The organism is Paraburkholderia sp. 22098 (assembly GCF_052045935.1).
Taxonomy (GTDB): domain Bacteria; phylum Pseudomonadota; class Gammaproteobacteria; order Burkholderiales; family Burkholderiaceae; genus Paraburkholderia; species Paraburkholderia caledonica.
This window is the reverse complement of record NZ_JBQEPV010000015.1, coordinates 18,596-37,487: the sequence shown is the minus strand read 5'-3', so window position 1 is coordinate 37,487 and position 18,892 is coordinate 18,596. Positions and strand designations below refer to the sequence as shown.

Below are 18,892 nucleotides of genomic sequence, written 5' to 3'. Positions count from 1 at the left end.
TCAGCAGGAATCCGCAGCACCGGCACAAGACGTGAACGTACCCAGGGAGTCATCATGACAAGCACAGAGTCAACGTCCGTTAGTCCGCAATCGTCGCAGAATTCTCAAACCTCGGGCGCGCCCCCAGCGGCCGGTGGGAAACGCAAGCCGGCTGATCAGCCTTTCTTCGATCCGGTTGCATACGGCAACGGGCCTGACGACTCCGTAACGGCCACGGACGAGAGTGCCGCGATCACGCATCACTCGGTCACGATAGACGGCAAAAAGATTAATTACACAGCGACGGTGGGTCATCTCGTGATCGTCGATCCGAGCAGTTCGGAACCCGCCGCGCGGATGTTCTACGTCGCGTTCACGCAGGACAACCAGAAAGAGGAAACCCGGCCGCTCACCTTCTTCTATAACGGCGGACCGGGCTCGTCCGCGGTATTCGTGCTGCTCGGCTCGTTCGGGCCGCGCCGCATCAAAACGTCGATGCCGAACTTCACGCCGCCCGCGCCCTACACGATAGAAGACAACCCCGACAGCCTGCTCGACAGAAGCGATCTGATCTTCATCAATCCGGTCGGCACTGGCTATTCGGCGGCGATCGCGCCGAAGAAGAACCGCGATTTCTGGGGCGTCGACCAGGACGCGGATTCGATCGCGCAATTCATCAAGCGCTTTCTCACGAAGAACAACCGCTGGAATTCGCCGAAGTACCTGTTCGGCGAGTCGTACGGCACGGCGCGTAGTTGCGTCGTCGCCTACCGGCTGCACGAAGGCGGTGTCGATCTGAACGGCATTACGCTGCAATCGTCGATTCTTGACTACACGCAGGCGGGCAATCCTGTCGGCGCGCTGCCCACGGCCGCCGCCGACGCGTGGTATCACAAGAAGCTCGGCATCGCGCCGCGGCCGACCGATCTGGGCGCGTTCGCTGAAGAAGTCGCGCAGTTCGCGCGCACCGACTACCTGGCGGCGCTGCGCAAATTCCCGACCACCGATTCTGCGACGGTCGAGAAACTCGCCGAATACACGGGCATCGACAAGACGACCTTGCTTGCGTGGAGCCTCGATGTCGCGTCGTACGACAGCCGCGGCAATTCGCTATTTCTGACCACGCTGCTCAAGCCGCAAGGTCTAGTGCTTGGCGCATACGACGGCCGGGTCACCGCGATCGGAACCGGTATAGCCGGCAAGGTCGATCCCAACTCGGGCGGCAACGATCCGACCATGACGGCGGTCTCGGGCGTCTACACGACGATGTGGAACGTCTATCTGAACGAGCAGTTGAAATACACGTCGAACTCGGCGTTCACGGACCTGAACGATCAGGCGTTCCAGTTCTGGGACTTCAGCCATATCGACCCGACCGGTGCTCAGAAGGGCGTGGACGAAAAGGGCAACGTGATTCTGTACACGGCCGGCGATCTGGCCGCCGTCATGGCACTGAATCCGGACCTCAAGGTGCTGTCGGCAAACGGCTTCTACGATTTCGTCACGCCGTTCTACCAGACTGTGCTCGACCTGCAGCAGATGCCGTTGCTCAGTCAGCAGGTTCGGCAGAACCTTTCGGCGCGCTTTTATCCGTCGGGCCACATGATTTATCTCGACGGCGGCTCGCGTACCGCGTTGAAGGCGGATCTCGCGGCAATGTACGATTCGGCGGTGGCGAACACCGAGGCACTGAGCCGTATTCGGGCGCTGCAGGCTCGCGTGGCACAGTAGTCGGGCGGTGGTGGGTCCGCGGCGGCATTTCGTCGCCGTGGAAGCTCCATCGCAACGCGCGCCGTGCATCCGGCGGACAAGCATTTTTTTCGCATGCGTATTGAATGTGTTTTAATTACCTTGCGAATTGACTATTGCGTGCCTCCGCAGGCGCGCCGACGAATGAACGCAGAAATTGCAGACAGGCGTCGCAGCGGCTGTTCCAGCGACCACACAGGTACGATCTTCAGGGCACATCTGCTCGCGCTAGCGTCCCGGCGTCCGCGCTCGTTGCGGTTTGCCGTGGCGCTGAGCGCCACCGCGCTTCTCGCGTTGCGCGTGGGTGGCGCGTATGCGCAGGAGGCGCGCATGCTCGACGAACGCGTCACACAGCAATCGATCGGCGAAACGATATGCCGCCCGGGCTATGCCAGCGCGGTCGCGCCGCCGTTCGATGAACTCATGGCGCACAAGGACCGCATGCTTGCCGAGCGCGGTATCGACGCCGACGACGGCGCCGATTTCGCGCTGGACAGGCGCGTACCAGTCGTGCTGGGCGGTTCGCCGGACGCGCCTTCCAACCTTGGTCTGCTGCCGTGGGCTGGCCGCCAGGGCGAGCGCCGGAAGGCGCGCGCGGCGGTCATGCTCAAGCGCTGCGTCTGCGAGGGCAAGATCAGTCTCGCGGAAGCGCAAGCGGCGATCGTCGGCGACTGGTCGGTGGTCTATTCGGGCTTCAGCCAGACCTCGTGCGACGTCAGCCGGCTGGACGTCGCCACCAGCGCCGAGAGCGGGCGGGCAGCCGGACATGGCTCGCAGCCTTGAGGCTGTGTTCCCGGAAGCCGCGTGCCGCTGATCAAATTCGTTCGCATGGACCTGGCCGCGCTCGTGTGCAGATTGAAGAGGGTTTTCTTTCAACGTGCGCCCGTGAGTCGCTTGCCGTTCATCGCGCCATCTGAACTTATTCCTGGAGAATCATCATGACCCATTCACCTCTTGCCGCGGCGACGCTTGCCGCACTGACCTTCGCGTGTGCCGCCGGCAGCGCGTCCGTATTCGCCGCCGAGCCGGTTCATTGCGGTAAAGCGGACGCGCTGCAAATTCGCGGCGACGTGCCTGCAGCCATCAGCTTCGACGTGTACCGCCAGTTGCGTCCGTTGAATGCGCAACGCGTCGCGCTGTTCCAGTCGGCTGGCGAAGTAAAGCATCTACCCGACGGACTTGCAGTGTGCGAAGTCGCGGACGACGGCGTCGACGATCCGTCCGCAGTCCTGGTCGAACTGCCGCAAGGCAAGAACGCATGGTGGGTGAGCGCAGCCAACGTTCAGCAGGCGGACTGATCCTCCCGCATAAGCCGGGTTGCCCCGTTGCACCTCGGCGTGATCTCAGCGGTGATTGACGCGGCGGTCCGTTTCTTGCGACCGGCTTCCGCATGCCCAGAGGCGCGGTGGATAGCCGGGCGCACCCAGGGAGCATGCGGCTTCGCTACCCAGCGAATGTTCCGCTGTTCAGGTACAGTGCACTGACTGCGTCTTCAACGCGGTGTCCTCCAGGACGCCGTGACGTGCTGCATGCATGGTCGCAAGTGGCTTTCTGAAACAGGGCCAGCCCAATTACCGGAGATTCGAATGATTGCCTTCTACCTGTCATTGGCCGCGCTTGGCGCAGCGGGCGCCGCACTCATCCGTGAACTCGCCGCCGCGCAGGCCAGACAGCGTGCCGCATTGCGCCGCGTGCACATACATTCCTCCGACCGCAGTAGCCGCCGAGGGTAGGCCGCATGAACCTGATCGTGCGCAACATCGCGCCGTCGTGCAGCGAGCAGGAAGTGCGCGAATTCCTCCAGCGCGAATTGGGGCACTACGCTCGCAATGTCGAGGTTGTCGACGCCGGCACGCCCGGCGCATATGCCACGGTCGAACTGGATGCGCAGGTGCCGTATGTCGGCGACGTCATCGCGCGTCAAATTCATGGCAAGCAGTTGGGCGGCATGGTGCTCGAGGCGAGCGCCGATCTATTCACCGACGAGCCGCCACCGGAGCAGTGACTGCTGCGCCTTCCTCGGGCGTCTTCCGCAGGGAAGGCGCGAGTAGGGTGCGGGCAAGGCGCAGAAAGCGGCGTTTCAAGACTTGAGCCGGCGGTGCGCCCAACCGGTGTTCGCTGTGTTGGTGTGCGGCTCTTGCCGTCTCAGTCTCCGCTTTCTACCTCCGGCCAATCGAACGGCGTGTACGGCAACGCGCGCTTGTGCCGCGTGATCTCGTAAAAACGCAAGATGATCTTGCGTGCCTCATCGCTTACGGATTTTCCTTCCAGGAAGTCGTCGATCGTCTCGTATGGAACGCCGTAGGCGTCTTCGTCGGGCCGTTGCGGGCGCAACGCTTCGAGGTCCGCGGTCGGCACCTTGTGAGCGAGCGCGTCGGAGGCGCCCAGTGCTTTCGCGACCGCACGCACCCGCCGCTTGTTGAGTCCGGCGAGCGGTAGGACATCGGCGCCGCCGTCTCCGAACTTCGTAAAAAATCCCATCAGCGACTCGGCCGCGTGGTCGGTGCCGATCACCACGCCCATGCGCGTGCTGGCTATCGCGTACTGCGCGATCATCCGTTGCCGTGCCTTGATATTGCCGTGGACGAAATCTTCCTGCGCTTCGTCCGCGAACGGCAGGCCGCTTTGATGCAGCGACGCGAGCATCGCGTCCGCGGCGGGCTTGATGTCCACGGTCACGGTCTCGTCCGCGCGAATGAAGGCCAGCGCCTGCTGCGCGTCGGCTTCGTCTTTCTGCTCGCCGTGCGGCAAGCGAATCGCGACGAAACGCGCGTAGTAGTTCGCGGCGCGCAACCGCTCGACGGCCAGTTGCGCGAGGCGCCCGGCCGTAGTCGAATCGATGCCGCCACTGATACCCAGCACGTACGCTTTCAGGCCGTTACCGCGCAAATAGTTCGCGAGAAAAGAGACGCGGCGCTCGATCTCCGCGTTGGCGTCGAACTCGGCAGTGACGTGCATTTCGGCGGCGATGTCCGCTTGAATCGCGGCTGGATCGGTTTGCTTCATGATCTTGTGCTCCTCGCGCCCGGGCGCAATGTCAAAGAAACAACTTCAGCGCGACAGTGGCGAGCATGTAGCGGACCCGCCGAAGGTCCATCGACAGATTGCCATGCGCTGAGTAACATCCTCGTTCCGAGAGCCGCATCAACCTGCGAGCAACCAATAATAATCACATCAGTGCGAACCCGCGATGAACCATCTCAAGCGGCCTCGCCCGCCTGTATTCGTCTGTCCGACTTTTGCACGAGTGGCCGCCCAGTGCAAAGCCGGCTGTATGCCGTATGCATTTTCCTTGTCGCGCGCCACGCGTGAGTTGTTTCCCGTAATGCGGCGGACGCCTGGCCAGGCGCTATCCACCTTTGCCGGGTTGAGCAAGCTTACATGCGGCGTCGCGCTTGCCGTCTCCGCTTGTGCGGCCTTCGCTGCCGGGCCGCCTGCGGCAACGAGCGACGCGGCGTTTTCCGTCGATGCGTCGTCCGTCGCGGCACCCGATGCGGCCGGCGGCGTGGACCCGCGCCGGGCATTCGCGCTGCGGGATGTATTCGCCCGCCACGTCACGCGACGGCTCAACGTACCGGCGTCCGAGCAGCGCGCCTACGCCGCTCGTCTGCAAACGGCGCTGCATGAGCACGAGCTCGGCGAACTGTCCGGGGAATACGTCGTGATGGTCGACCGCAATGCAAACGTGCAGGCGCTCCTGATCTATTTCCGCGCGGCGCCCGCCGACGCCTGGCAGATGATCGGCGCGTCGCCCGTATCCACCGGACGGCCTGGCGAATACGACCACTTCGTCACGCCGCTCGGCGTGTTCGAGCACACGCCGTCCAACATGGATTTTCGCTCTGAAGGTACCGAGAACGAGAACCATATTCGCGGCTACGGCAAGCGTGACATGCGCATTTTCGATCTGGGCTGGGCGCAGGCAGAGCGTGGCTGGGGCAAGGGCGGGATTTCGCAGATGCGATTCCAGATGCATGCCACCGACCCCGACCGGCTGGAGCCGTTGCTCGGCGTGCGCCACTCGAAGGGTTGCGTCCGGATCCCGGCATCGCTCAACACTTTTCTGGATCATTATGGGATCCTCGACGCGGAATATGAGGCGCTCGTCGACTCGGGCAAATCGCTGTGGGTGTTGAAGAGCGATCGGCAGATCATGCCGTGGGCAGGGCGGTATATCGTCGTGGTGGATTCGGCGCGCAAGGCTCGTCCAGCGTGGGCGCCGGCGCCCGACGCCAGGACGCGCGCCAAAGTGCCGGCGGGGGCGGACACAGCGGATTGATGCGCGGCGTTTGGTCGGCGGTCAGCGTCTTGAGCGCCATGCGGTCAGCGCCTCGAGCGCCATCTGGTACGCGCATTAGTGCAGTCGACGCGATGCCATCAACGCATCAACGCATCCATCAACGCATCAGCAACATCGTGCCCGCGCCGAGTATTCCGCCGCACAAAGCGCACGCCCACAACAGCGCCCGCGTACGCCGGTATTCGCGACCGATGTCGGCGAGCAGTTGGGCGTTTTGCCGCGGCGAGCGCGCGCGGTCGTGTTCGTGCTGCAGATAGCGCACGGCCAGTTGCGGCACGCGTGGCAGCATATGCGCGAGATGCGGCAGCTCGCGTGAAATGCGCTGAAACCAGCCGCGATGATCGACGTCGCGGCGCGCGATGTCCGCGAGCACGCGCCGCGCGATGTTCCAGGTATCGACGCCCGGATGCAGCGCGCGCGCCAGCATCTCCGCCTGATGGAACGATCGTTGCGCGGTAGCGAGCCGGCCGGAGACAACACCATCGAACGGAAGCACCGCGTGCAGCAGTTGGTGAAAGAGCGACCCGGCGGAGCGGTCTTCTGCAGCCGCCGCAAAATGCGCTTCGGCTCGGGTACGCAACTCAGCTTCGAGCATTTCGGGGCGAGTCTGATGCGGCACGTTCCCGGCGTCGCGGTGCAGTTCTGCGAGCCGGCCGTAGTCCTGCTCGAAGAGGGCGGTCGCGCCATGAACGAAGAACTCGCGCTCGCCGGTCGAGAGGCTGGACATGATCGAAAATTCCGCCAGCACGAGTCGTCCTAAAGAATCGGGCTCGACGCTTACGCGGACCCGTCGCGCGTCAAGCGTCGCGTGAAAGAAGCCGTGTTCGAATGCCTGCTCGGTCACCACTTCCACAATATGCGCGGCGAGCGGTGCGAGCTTCACCTGATGCGCGTGCAGACCGCTCAGGTCGGTAGCCGGCAGCGTGTCGATGCGCTGCATCGTGAGCGTGTGACTGGTGCAGAGATCCCAGATCACGTCGGGTACGACAAGGCGCGTGTCGCCCTCGAAATGATGACCGGTCTGGCTCAGGTTGGCGGCTTCGGCGCGCAGGTCGAAGCGGCGCTGAATCTCGTCCGCGAAGGTTTGAGCCAGCGCCCGCAACCGCAGGCGGCGCGCGGTGCTCGACAGTTTTTCCAGCCAGCGGGCGACCCATCGCAAAAGCGCAAGCTCGTCGCCGATCTGCTGCAACTGTCCGGCACGCAGCAATTTGATCGCCACCTCCCTATGACCGTTGACCGGCATCAGCAATCGCGCGAAATGCGTCTGTTCGGCGAAGCCGCTGCGCACCGGTATCAGGTCGACCGCGCTGAAGAGGGTCGCGAGCGGCCGGCCGAACGCTCGTGTCAAGGCTTCCTCGGATTCGCGCGGCGGCAGCGGCGTTTCCATATGATCGATCGCGTCGATCGCGTCGTGCAATGTCGAGGTTGCCAGTTCCGGGCGCTCGACCAGCGTCTTCGCGAACTGACCCGCAAGTGGGCCGAGCGCGGGCAGCAGGCTGTGAACGCTGCGCGCGCTGCGTGTCGACGAATGCACGCGGCCGACAAGCTCGACCAGCCAGTGCAGCTTGCGATTGGCTGGCGCGGCGAGCCAGATCAGGCGCGCGCCGTAACGCAGTGCGTGGTAGAGCAGGAGTAAGCGGCGAAACAGTGGGGGCATCGGCAGTTCGATTGGCGGCAATGCGGCGCTTAGAACTGGGCGCCGCGGGGCCAGGACAATCAGATTATCAGGAATGCGCGCCGACGGGCGCTTCTGCGAACCGGCAGCCCGGTCATGCTATGGAGGCAGCGTGCTGGACGCGTCAGTCTCGCTATGCGCTCTTTGGTGATCGCATCTGACCATTGTTCGAACTTCAACGCTGGTTTTTCTCGAAGCCAATGATGCTCGCGATTGCGCTGATCGATTCGGTATCGAGCACATGCAGGAAGAACGAACGAAGCTCATGACCCACATGAGCGACACGTGTGAGCGCCGCTGTTTTCTGAGGAAAGCACTTCTCGAAATAGTGTTCGTGCGGCACAGCGGGGAACATACATCCGTCGCGATGGTATGGCGAAAAACTTAAGGAAACCTGAAGAAAATCGCTTTGCAGCCTTTATGACAGTTTTTTTAACGACGCAGTGACAAATGTGTTCTGGCGCACAGTTTGGAACAACTAGACCACTATTCTCGAAGCGGGAAGTGTATGCAGTGCGCGTTGCGTGAACGTATCGAGCATCCAAACACATTCACACGAGGAAATGATGGCCGAAGCGAGCGTACCCCTGTGTGTCGATCTCGATGGAACGCTGACGAGCACCGACCTCCTGGTGGAATCGTTCCTCGTGCTTGTAAAACGAAATCCACTGTACGCGTTCTTATGTATTGGCTGGCTGTTGCGCGGCAAGGCTCATCTGAAGGCGCAGATTGCTCAGCGTGCCGCCATCGACGTGACGGTGCTGCCTTATAACGCGCGCCTCGTGGAGTTTCTGCGAGAAGAACGGTCGTGTGGCAGAGATCTATATTTATGCACCGCTGCAAACCGCAAGTTCGCTGAAGAGATAGCCTCGTATTTCGGCTTCTTCAAAGGGATTCTGGCAAGCACTGACGCCCACAATCTGTCGGGTGTTCACAAAGCTTCTGCGTTGTCCGAAGAATTCGGTCCGCACGGTTTCGACTACTGCGGCAACGCGCTATGTGACGTGCCGGTGTGGAAGCAATGTAGACGGGCGATCGTCGTGGGAACGCGCCAGATTGCCGAGGCGGCCGAAATGGTCAATCAAAAGGTTCTCTTCTTCGAGGATCGCCGGTCGTTAATCGCGCTCACTGTCAGGGAAATGCGTGTTTACCAGTGGGTCAAGAATCTCCTGATTTTTGTGCCGCTGCTTGCATCACACCGATTTACCGAAGCAGACACGCTACAAGCCGAAGTCATTGCATTTTTTTCTTTCTGCTTCTGCGCTTCGTCTGTATATCTGCTCAATGACATGCTGGACCTCGACGCGGATCGACGCCATGTGCACAAACGCGATCGGCCGTTTGCGTCGGGACAGTTGTCGCTGGCTTTCGGCATGCTTCTCGGGTGTGTGCTTCTTATCGCGTCTGCGGGGTTTGCTCTGCTGCTGCCTTTTACTTTCCAGCTGGTACTGGCCGGCTACTTTGCGACCACGCTTGCGTATTCGCTCAGGCTAAAACGGTTCATGCTTGTCGACGTCTTTGTTCTCGCGGCTCTTTACACCGCGCGAGTCGTGGCCGGCGGCGCTGCGGGGGACATCCCGCTTTCCGACTGGTTGATCATGTTTTCGATTCTTATCTTTCTGAGCCTCGCCATGGTCAAACGCTATGCGGAGCTCGACGCGCTATTGCGTGAAGCAAAAGTCTGCGCGGTTGGGCGCGGATACGTCACGCAGGATCTGGGCATTCTGCGTTCATTCGGCACGGCCTCCGGTTATGTCGCAGTACTGGTTCTTGCGCTGTATATGAATTCATCCGATGTACGCGTGCTTTATCGACATCCACACGCACTGTGGTTTCTATTCGGACTGCTGCTCTTCTGGATCAGCCGTGTATGGATGTTAGCCTTTCGCGGCGAGATGCATGATGATCCAATTGTCTTCACCATCAAGAATCGCCTGAGCTTGCTCGTAGTATTTCTCTGCGTGGCGACGGTGATAGCGGCAAGTTGACCTCTGAGCATTCAATCGATGCAACTAGGTTTCTCTATTCTTTTCGTCAGTACTCCATTGCTATAAGCGCCCCCTCGGTTAAATCTGTGAGCAAGCGGAATGCCCATATCTTCCTCCGAAAGTGCGGGCGCTGCGGCGCGCGCTTTTCGGCCGTAAATGTCCCCCGCTTGTGCGAGTACTTCGCACGATATGTTGTGTTCAGAGGCAATGCCCGATGATGGCGATTAATCGGCTGACGTCGACTGGAGCGCTCGAGGGCAATCTGAAAGCATTCCGCATTTTGCGGCCGGAGCGCAGATTTTTCTTCATTCTTACGTGCGCCAGCGCGCATTCGAGAGCCGGTTCCCGGCATCGTACGGTGGCAAATAACATAATCTGGGTGTACCGCAGGCAGCAAAGCGACTCGTTGGGCGGGCCTACTCCGCAAGACGGATGGTCACCGTTCTGTCCCAGTACGTACCTTATTGTCTACGCGAAAAATGAATAGCTTCGACACGAGCATCGAGACTTTTTTTAGCGGATTCCATTCTTGTATCCTGTGCAATCATGCGGTGCAAGCCATCGCGGACATGTACACATTCAAAGGTCTGGTACTGATTCCCGTTTTATGGTGGCTATGGTTTCAGTCGGCCGAGCGTCGGCAATGGCGGCGTGAAGTCGTCATTGCGACTACCGTGAGCGGGCTATTGGCTCTTCTTGCCGGAAGACTTCTGGCGCATTTTTTACCGTTCCGCACGCGACCGGCGTTTTCGCCCGATCTGCATCTTCATTTCCCAGTTGTCCCGCAAAGCGAAAGCTTGTTATCAGCGTGGAGCTCATTCCCGAGCGATCACGCAATGTTGTGGATGTCGGTTGCGGTAGGCATCTTCATCGTTTCTCGCCGCGTTGGCATTCTTGCGCTGCTGTATGTTGCAATATTCATTTGCATGCCGCGCGCTTACCTCGGCTTCCATTACCCAACCGACCTGTTGGCTGGAGCCGCGATTGGCATCGTCATCACCTACATCATGACTCGCGATTCCGTCAGAGCGCATTACGCGACGCCCATGTTGCGCTGGATCGAGCGCAATCCTGGACCATCGGCCATGTTGGGATTCGTGCTGTGCCTGGAACTCGTTACCCAGTTCGATGAAATCAGAGCCTTCGCCACTTCCGTCTTCAAGGTTGTCTGATTCGTTTGTCATTCAGACGGTGGACCGAACGATTCAAGCGGAGCGCGTTACGCGAATGCCGGCCCTCTCGACTCTTATCCCGCACGTAGCATGCAGTGACGTGGGTTTCGCTGCGCGAATAAGAGCCGAGATGCGCGCCGTCCTTCTCCAGGTGATATCTAAAGACCAAAGGTCTACACAATCTGAAAAGGGGTGTTGATGACTGCTCGAAACGGAACGGCGTATACCGGGAGGCCGTTGTATTTGTGGAGCGTCTGGCTGATTGCTACTGTTGTGGCTTGCACGCCGCTCTTCGTCTCGTCGATTCCGCCATTGGGACAGCACTTCTATAACATCGTCAGAGTAGACATTCTGGCGCATCCCGGTTCCTACGCTGGCAACTTCGTGGTTCGGTGGGACCCATTGCCCGACCTTGCGATGGACCTGACCCTGCCGTGGATCGCGAAGCTGATGCCGGTGGAGTGGGCAGCATGGTTCTTTATCGTTGTCGAACTCTCGTTGCTAAGCTCGGGCTGCCTGGTTCTCAGCCGTGCTCTGAATGGCCGGTGGTCGTGGTTCCCGCTATTCAGTTTTCTGCTTCTCTACAACTGGATCCTGATACGCGGTTACGATAACTTTCTGTTCGGCACTGGCCTTTGTTTGTGGGCGATAGCCTTGCATGTGGCGCTTCGCCGGTTCACGGTCGCGCGGATCATAGCGTCGTCTTGCAGCGCCCTTGTGATTTATTTTTGCCATCTTTTTCCTTTGGCCGTTTTTGCACTGGTCATAGGAACATGGGAGCTTGGTTGCTTCCTGCAGGAAGGGAAATTGCGAATCCGCTCGCTCGTCACGCACGCGAGCGCAAGCCTGGTTCCGTTGATACTTCCCGTTGTGTTGCTGGCGCATAGCAGTACCGGCGGACTTCGTGGCTCCGTCGATTTCGGCTTCGTTCATATATTCGCCAAAGTCAGCCGTTGGCTCGATGTCTTCGCAATCGGCAATCCCCCGGCCGACGTCGCAGTGCTGGCAAGCATGGGCCTGACATTAGCCATCGGCTTTCTAATGAGATGGTGGTCCTGTAAGCCTGAGTGCCGGATCACGGTGATTGCGCTTCCGTTGGTAGCGCTATTCGCGCCGTTCTCCGCATTTGCTTCTTATGGCGTGGTCGAGCGATGCGCGCTGAGCTTCGCATTCCTGCTGACAGCGCTCGTGGATGTGCGGGCTTCGGCACCGCGTCTGCAACGGGTCGGCGCGCTAGCGCTCGCGATTGTTTTCCTGTTTCGCATTGCGACGGTAACTGCCGATTGGCGTGCGGCGAAGCCTTCCATTCAGGCGTACCGCGCTACTTTCGCGTCGCTGAAATCGGGGTCGGTGCTGTTTCAATACAAACAGGACACGACGTATCCGTCGCCAAGGACCGCGCCTCACCGCTGGAATCCGTATCTGGATAAGGTCGTTGCGCTTGCAACGCTCGATCGGGTTCTCGTACCGGATCTCTATCTGAAAGCGGGCCAGCAGCCGGTGCTTTATCGCGCGGAAAACGCGGCATTGAGGAAGTTCCAGGACGATATCGAAAACGGTGACACGGCATTCCGGGCGAACGACGGAATGTTGCGCGCATGGGCCGCGGACTTGCAGAACAGGTTTCCAGACCTGCAAACCCGATTCACGGAAGTCTATCTCGCTGTGTTCGATCCGCAACGGCGTCTTTCTGAAACACTAACCGGTTGGCAACTCGTTGCGACGCTACCGGAACATCGACTCTACCGGATGCTTCCTCGGTGAGCGTGGTCATCATGCATCCGATCGGCTAGCCGCTTACGGTGCGTAAGGCCGTTCGAAGAATGTCGTTTTTCTGCCAGCGGACGTCGCATTCGCGGCATGTCGGCGCGGCTGTTGACCATTACATTCGAAGGAACCCCGCCACGTCGCTACAGCCGTGCCGCACAGTAAGAACGAGACTCAGCCCGAATGAAACAGGCACGCGAAACGGCTGCCCATCAGCCGACAGGCGCGTCCTATTTATTGGACACGCAACCGCTTGCCGACGGGTGGGAAAGCACGGGTTCGCTCAGCGCCGCTGTCCAGCCGGGCGAGGCGACCGCAGGCGCGAAGTCCGCCGCTGCTGTCGTCGGGTCCGCGCCAGTCGTCGGGAGCTTGCGCTCCACTGCGGTCCTGCTGTTGGGCTACGCGATTCTCATCACCGGAAACGGTCTGCTCAGCACGCTTATCTCGTTGCGCCTCATTCAACAGCAGGCGCCGTCGATCGTGGTGGGCGTCGTGCAATCGGCGTATTACATCGGATTTCTATTGGGCGCTGTTTATTGCGGCGCGCTCATTACGCGCGTCGGTCATCACCGCGCGTTCGTCACCTTCGCCGCAGCCTCGGCGTGCTGCGCGCTCGGGTACGCCGTGTGGAGCGCGGCCGCGATGTGGGTCGTTCTGCGCTTCGTCACAGGCTTCTGTCTGGTCGGCATTTTCACGGTCGTCGAGAGCTGGTTGCATCAGGTCGCGAGCAACGCTCAACGGGGCCGCGTGTTCTCGGCTTATCTGATCACCAACTACCTCGGTGTCGGCACCGGGCAGTTTCTCATCGGCCTTGCGGACCCAGGTGGGTTCGAACTTTTCAGCGCGGTCGCAGCTTTGTTCACGGCGTCATTGATCCCGGTCGCGCTCGCAGGCACAGCGCCCGCAGCCACGGCCGCGCTCGACGCGTCTCGTGCCACATACGGCTCGCGTCTCGCACGCGGGCTGTCGGGGTTGCAGAGCATCTATCGTTGGGCGCCGCTCGGCGTTGCCGCGTGTCTGTCGGCCGGGGCGCTCAATAGCGCGTTCTACACGATGCAGCCCGTATTCATGCGGCGCATCGGCTATGCGGTGCCAGACGTGTCTCACTTCATGGGCTTCGCACTGCTCGCTGCGCTCGTACCGCAATGGCCGGTTGCGCGGCTGGCCGACCGGTTCGACAGGCGCAAGGTGCTGCTATGTCTTGCGGCAGTTACCGGGTCGCTAAGCTTGCTGCTGTTCCTGCTGCACGATGACAGGTTGATCCGGGCCTTCGGCTATCTCTATGTCGCGGTAGCGTTTTCCATGTACGGCGTCGTCACCTCCTACGTGAACGACTGCATTCCCGCCGATGAGCGCGTTGCCGTGAGCGCCGGTCTGTTGCTGATCTTCTCGATGGGGGCGAGCGCCGGCCCGACGCTCGCGTCCGCAACGATGTCGGTCGCGGGTCCTTCCGGGCTCTATCTGTTCACGGGGCTCGTCACAGGCGCGCTCGCCACGCTGACAATGCGCAGCGTGGCGGGTCGGCACGGGCGATAACGCCAAGCCACGCGCGCCGTCGCCTTTCGGCGGCTTCCAGCGAACCCGGCAACTTCTCCGAATTCTCCAGAATCATTCGACCGCCATGACCTGTCGCTTCGAGGACGGGGATTACCCTTAGCGCTTCGTCGGCCAACGCCCGTGCTGTAAGGGAAATGCCGGGAGGCAAAAACGCGATGTCGCTTTTGTGACAAACGAAGTCGAATGCAGATGAAGGGTTCCCAGTTTTGTCCGGCTATCTTTGCCGCATAGCGAAGCACACCGACACGCGCCTGAACAGGCCGTCAACGCCGGAACGGGAGACAACGTGGAAACCCTTGCTTTCATGCTCGATAACTTTGCGTCGATCATCAGGCTCACCATCGAGCACGTGGAGATCGTCGGCGTGGGTGTCGGTCTCGCCATTGTCACGGGCGTGCCGCTCGGCATCGTGATCACGGCCAATGCGCGCGCCGCGAAGATCGTGTTGTATTTCGCGGCGATCCTGATGACGATTCCCTCGGTTGCGCTGTTCGGGTTGATGATCCCGGTCCTGTCGGTGATCGGCCAGGGCATCGGTTTTCTCCCGACCGTTATTGCGCTCTTTCTCTATTCGCAACTGCCGATCGTGCGCAACACGTACACGGCGATCACCAACATCGATCCTGCGTTGCGCGAGGCGGCGCGCGGCATCGGCATGACCACGCGCCAGCGTCTGTGGAAGGTCGAAATTCCCATTGCGCTGCCCATCATCATGGCGGGCGTGCGGATGGCCGTGGTGATCAATGTCGGCATTGCCGCTGTCGCCGCTTATATCGGTGCAGGCGGGCTCGGCAAGCTGATCAGCCGCGGCATTTCGCAATCGGACCCGCGTCAGTTGATCGCCGGCGCCATTCTCGTAAGCCTTCTTGCCATTGCCGCCGACTATGGCCTCGGCTGGGTGCAACGTCTGCTGACGCCGAAGGGTCTTCGCAGCCCGTCGCGGACCGGCCGGCTGGCATTACGTCTTGGCGCGTGGGCGTCATTCCGTAAATCTCCTCATCACGCGCAATAATCATGATCAAGCTCTCCAGCATCTCGAAGCGCTATGAAGGCGCGAGCGCCCCGGTGGTCGACGGCATCGACATGGAAGTCGGCGCGGGTGAAATCTGCGTGCTGCTCGGCCCGTCGGGCTGTGGCAAGACGACCACGTTGAAGATGATCAACCGCCTGATCCAGCCGAGTTCGGGAAAGATCTTTATCGACGGCCGCGATACCGACGAGTTCGAGGTGGTCGAATTGCGCCGCCAGATCGGCTACGTGATCCAGCAGATCGGGTTGTTCCCCAACATGACGGTCGAGGAGAACATCAGCGTGGTGCCGCGTCTGCTCGGCTGGGACAAGGCGAAGGCAAAGCGTCGCGCGGCCGAATTGCTGGAGATCGTGGCGCTGGATCCTTCGACTTATCTGTCGCGCTATCCGAAGGACCTTTCGGGCGGCCAGCAGCAGCGCGTCGGGGTGGCGCGCGCGCTCGCGACCGATCCGCCCGTCATGCTGATGGACGAACCGTTCGGCGCAATCGACCCGATCAATCGCGAGTTGATCCAGGACGAGTTCCTGCGCATTCAGCAGCAGGTCAAGAAGACCATTATGTTCGTCAGCCATGACATCGACGAAGCCGTGAAAATGGCTGACCGCATCGCGATCTTTCGCGGAGGCCGGCTCGAGCAGTTCGACACACCGGACACGATCCTCGCGCGACCCGCGAGCCCGTTCATTGCCGGCTTCGTCGGCGCGGACCGAGCGTTGAAGCGGCTGCGCCTCGTGCGTGCCAGCGACGCTTTGTCGGCCTGCGATTGCGCCGCACGCGTGGGCGACAGCAGCGAGCGCGCACGGGCGTTGCTCGAACGGCACGGCGTCGAACAGATCGTGTTGCTCGATGCGGCGGGCAAGCCGCAAGGCTATCTGAGCGCTGCCGAGCTCAGCGCAATCGAGGGCACGCTGATGGCAGCCCACGCGAAACCGGTGCAAGGCGTGGCGCGTCATAGCGATGACCTGCGCAGCGTGATTTCGTCGATGTTCTCACTTGGGCAATCCTGGCTTGCTACTGTCGACGACGAGGGCCGCTTCGTCGGCTACGTGAATCAGGCGCACATTGTCGACATGTTGCGTCTGCCAGCGGAGGCCCGCGCATGAATACACTGCTCTCACGCTGCGCTCTCCTGTTCGCTTGCGCTGCGCCGCTGCAAGCGCGTGCGGACAACTGGCTTCTATCCATTGCGCAATATCGCACCGATATCGTCTACCAGTCCATCACGCAGATGACGATGGTCGCCATAGCCGGCGGGCTTGCAATCGTCGTTGCGGTGCCGCTCGGCATCTATCTGAGCCGCGAGTCGGGCAAGCACGCGCGCGCAGGTCAAGCGCTCCTGCAGACGCTCAACATGGGGCAGGCCGTGCCGAAACTCGCGCTGCTCGCGCTCGCCATGAGCGTACTTGGCATTGGCCGCTGGCCGTCGATTTTCGCGTTGTGGGTGGCTACCTTGCTGCCCATTGTGCTCAACACGCTCGAAGGCCTGCGCGCCGTGCCGCGTGCGCTGATCGAAGCGGCCACCGGCATGGGCATGACACCGAGGCAGGTCTTATTTCGCGTCGAATTACCCAACGCGCTTTATGTGATCTTTGCGGGCATCCGCACCGCGCTCGCTATCACCGTCGGAACGGCGCCGCTTGCGTTTCTGGTCGGCGGCGGCGGACTCGGTGAACTGATCTTTACCGGCATCGACATGAACGACTTTTCGATGCTGCTGGCAGGCGCGATTCCCACCGCGGTGCTGGCGGTTCTCACCGACGTGCTGATCGGCCAGATGCAGGTGCATCTCGTGTCGCGCGGCGTCACTCCCCAACGCTAGTTCAATCACACGCATACGCGTTTCTTCGAGGACATCATGAACATTGCCTTCTTCAAGCGGGCCTGCGCGCTCGTCGCCATTTCCCTTGCGTCGTCGTGGACCATTACTTGTGCGGCGGCGAATGTCGTGGTCGGCGGCAAGAACTTCACGGAGCAGCAACTGCTTGCCGAGATGACGACCGAACTATTGCAGGCCAAGGGTTTCACCGTTACGAAAAAAGACGGCTTGGGCAGCGCGGTGTTGCGCGCGGCGCAAGAGAACGGACAGGTCGACGTGTATTGGGAATACACCGGAACGTCGCTGATCACGTACAACAAGATCAATGATCGCCTTTCGCCGGACGACACATACAAGAAGGTGAAGGAACTGGACGCTGGGAAAGGGTTGGTGTGGCTCGATCCTTCTCGTGCGAACAATACGTATTCGTTCGCGATGAATCAGGACGAAGCAAAGAAGCTCGGCATCGTAACCCTTAGCGATCTTGCAAAGGCCATCAAGTCAGGCAAGACGCTGAGCTTTGCGTCCAACTCGGAGTTCTATGCTCGCCCCGACGGGCTGCGTCCGCTGCAAAAACTGTATGGCTTCGAATTTTCGCAGGACGAGGTTAAGCGGATGGACTCGGGTCTCACGTATCAGGCGTTGAAGGACCGTCAGGTGGACATCGCGCTCGTTTTCGCCACCGATGGCCGCGTGCCGGCATTCAACTTCGTCATTCTCAAGGACGACAAGGGCTTCTTTCCTTCGTATGCGCTGACACCCGTGATCCGCAAGGCGACGCTCGACGCTAACCCGAAGCTCGGCCCGATCCTGAACTCGCTCTCGGCAAAGCTCGACGCACCGACGATGGCTCGATTGAACGCCTCCGTCGACGTGCAAAAGAAATCGTTCAGCGAAGTTTCGCATGACTTCCTGAAGCAAGCGGGTCTGCTGTAACGCTCGCGATCCGACCCAACCTGAGAGACAAGAACATGCCTTCGTCTTCCCTCGACGCGCCGCGAGACGGCGCGCTGAAAGTTGCCGCCGCGCAAATCGACAGCTCGTACGGCGATCTGGACGCGAACCTCGGCAAGCACCTGAGCATGATCGGTGAAGCGCGCAAGCACGGCGTCTCGATGCTGCTGTTCCCCGAATTGTCGCTGTGCGGACATAGCGCGGGCAAAGACGCGCTGCAGCTATCAATGCATGTCGATCACCCGGCCATTGCCGCACTTGCCGAAGCAAGCGTCGGGCTCCATACGTCGTTCGGTTTCATCGAAGAAGCGCCTGGTGGCCAGTTCTATAACAGCCAGGCGACCGTGACGCACGGAAGGATCGTGCACGTGCATCGCAAGATTCAACTGGCGACCTACGGCAAGCTGCGCGATGGCCTGTATTACGCGCCGGGAGCGGAACTCGGCGCGTTCGGCATCGACCGCGACTGGCGCGTCGGCACGCCGATCTGCAACGACCTGTGGAATCCGGCTCTCGTGCACGACCTGATGTGCGACGGCGTCACGCTGCTCGCCGCTCCGATCAGTTCGGCGCGCGAAGCGGTAGGCGGCGGTTTCGACAACCCTTCTGCGTGGGAACTGAATCTGCGCTTCTACGCGGTGACCTACGGGGTCGCCGTGGTGATGGCGAACCGGATCGGCACCGAAGGCATGCTGCGCTTCTGGGGCGGTTCGCGCATTCTCGATCCGTTCGGCAACACGGTTGCAATGGGCTCGACTACCGACGAAGAACTGGTTGTCGGCGAACTCGACTACGCGGCACTGCGCGAAGCGCGCTTCCTGCTGCCGACCGTGCGGGACTCCCGCGTCTATGCGGGCCGCGGCATCCGTGCGGCTCATTCACCTGTCAACACCTGAAGCGTCGCC

The 18,892-nt window shown here is 61.0% G+C and carries 17 protein-coding genes; 14 read left to right on the top strand and 3 right to left on the bottom strand.

The features are described 5' to 3' along the window. The first annotated feature begins 54 nt into the window (after positions 1-54). The 4 genes from ACTJLB_RS26155 (at position 55) to ACTJLB_RS26140 (ending at position 3,733) form a co-directional block, all read left to right on the top strand. On the top strand, positions 55-1,710 hold the full coding sequence (locus ACTJLB_RS26155) for a S10 family peptidase (RefSeq protein WP_440784971.1): 1,656 nt from the start codon (positions 55-57) through the stop codon (positions 1,708-1,710). 162 nt (positions 1,711-1,872) lie between these two features. After that, complete coding sequence (locus ACTJLB_RS26150) at positions 1,873-2,511, top strand: hypothetical protein (protein ID WP_440784970.1); 639 nt, start codon at positions 1,873-1,875, stop codon at positions 2,509-2,511. Between the two features lie 155 nt (positions 2,512-2,666). After that, a complete protein-coding gene (locus ACTJLB_RS26145; RefSeq protein ID WP_020068524.1) occupies positions 2,667-3,026 on the top strand; it encodes a hypothetical protein in 360 nt (119 codons plus the stop codon). 440 nt (positions 3,027-3,466) lie between these two features. After that, positions 3,467-3,733, top strand: a complete 267-nt coding sequence (locus tag ACTJLB_RS26140) for a hypothetical protein (RefSeq protein ID WP_087754310.1) — start codon at positions 3,467-3,469, stop codon at positions 3,731-3,733. A gap of 140 nt (positions 3,734-3,873) precedes the next feature. Here ACTJLB_RS26140 and nadE read toward each other — a convergent pair whose 3' ends face one another. Beyond that, on the bottom strand, positions 3,874-4,734 hold the full coding sequence (gene nadE, locus ACTJLB_RS26135) for an ammonia-dependent NAD(+) synthetase (RefSeq protein WP_440784969.1): 861 nt from the start codon (positions 4,732-4,734) through the stop codon (positions 3,874-3,876). Positions 4,735-5,002: 268 nt separating this feature from the next. Between nadE and ACTJLB_RS26130 the strand changes: the two genes are divergently transcribed. Continuing rightward, positions 5,003-6,007, top strand: coding sequence for a L,D-transpeptidase (locus tag ACTJLB_RS26130; protein WP_440784968.1), 1,005 nt, complete (start codon positions 5,003-5,005; stop codon positions 6,005-6,007). Positions 6,008-6,125: 118 nt separating this feature from the next. Here the strand turns inward: ACTJLB_RS26130 and ACTJLB_RS26125 are convergent, their stop codons facing one another. Both ACTJLB_RS26125 and ACTJLB_RS26120 read right to left on the bottom strand, forming a co-directional pair. Then, on the bottom strand, positions 6,126-7,685 hold the full coding sequence (locus ACTJLB_RS26125; protein WP_440784967.1) for an ABC1 kinase family protein: 1,560 nt from the start codon (positions 7,683-7,685) through the stop codon (positions 6,126-6,128). 193 nt (positions 7,686-7,878) lie between these two features. Further along, a complete protein-coding gene (locus ACTJLB_RS26120; protein WP_440784966.1) occupies positions 7,879-8,058 on the bottom strand; it encodes a hypothetical protein in 180 nt (59 codons plus the stop codon). A 211-nt stretch (positions 8,059-8,269) separates the two neighbouring features. Between ACTJLB_RS26120 and ACTJLB_RS26115 the strand changes: the two genes are divergently transcribed. The 9 genes from ACTJLB_RS26115 to ACTJLB_RS26075 all read left to right on the top strand — a co-directional run bounded on the left by ACTJLB_RS26115 (position 8,270) and on the right by ACTJLB_RS26075 (position 18,883). Further along, positions 8,270-9,691 (top strand): UbiA family prenyltransferase, encoded by a 1,422-nt coding sequence (locus tag ACTJLB_RS26115; protein WP_087754306.1) that lies wholly within the window; start codon positions 8,270-8,272, stop codon positions 9,689-9,691. Positions 9,692-10,170: 479 nt separating this feature from the next. Then, positions 10,171-10,863, top strand: a complete 693-nt coding sequence (locus ACTJLB_RS26110) for a phosphatase PAP2 family protein (protein WP_440784965.1) — start codon at positions 10,171-10,173, stop codon at positions 10,861-10,863. Between the two features lie 198 nt (positions 10,864-11,061). Beyond that, the gene (locus tag ACTJLB_RS26105; protein WP_087754305.1) at positions 11,062-12,627 is read left to right on the top strand and encodes a hypothetical protein; all 1,566 of its coding nucleotides are present in this window, start codon (positions 11,062-11,064) and stop codon (positions 12,625-12,627) included. Between the two features lie 186 nt (positions 12,628-12,813). Then, positions 12,814-14,166, top strand: a complete 1,353-nt coding sequence (locus tag ACTJLB_RS26100; protein WP_440784964.1) for an MFS transporter — start codon at positions 12,814-12,816, stop codon at positions 14,164-14,166. 307 nt (positions 14,167-14,473) lie between these two features. Then, complete coding sequence (locus ACTJLB_RS26095; RefSeq protein WP_440784963.1) at positions 14,474-15,199, top strand: ABC transporter permease; 726 nt, start codon at positions 14,474-14,476, stop codon at positions 15,197-15,199. Positions 15,200-15,201: 2 nt separating this feature from the next. Continuing rightward, on the top strand, positions 15,202-16,320 hold the full coding sequence (locus ACTJLB_RS26090) for an ABC transporter ATP-binding protein (RefSeq protein WP_408129751.1): 1,119 nt from the start codon (positions 15,202-15,204) through the stop codon (positions 16,318-16,320). Beyond that, positions 16,317-17,036 carry an ABC transporter permease gene (locus ACTJLB_RS26085; protein ID WP_020068537.1) on the top strand — a complete coding sequence of 240 codons (720 nt, stop codon included), beginning with the start codon at positions 16,317-16,319 and terminating at the stop codon, positions 17,034-17,036. Before ACTJLB_RS26090 ends, ACTJLB_RS26085 begins: the two co-directional genes overlap by 4 nt. A 36-nt stretch (positions 17,037-17,072) precedes the next feature. Continuing rightward, positions 17,073-17,969, top strand: a complete 897-nt coding sequence (locus tag ACTJLB_RS26080) for a glycine betaine ABC transporter substrate-binding protein (protein ID WP_408199349.1) — start codon at positions 17,073-17,075, stop codon at positions 17,967-17,969. A gap of 35 nt (positions 17,970-18,004) precedes the next feature. Next, positions 18,005-18,883 carry a nitrilase-related carbon-nitrogen hydrolase gene (locus tag ACTJLB_RS26075; protein ID WP_214876634.1) on the top strand — a complete coding sequence of 293 codons (879 nt, stop codon included), beginning with the start codon at positions 18,005-18,007 and terminating at the stop codon, positions 18,881-18,883. Positions 18,884-18,892: the final 9 nt, after the last annotated feature.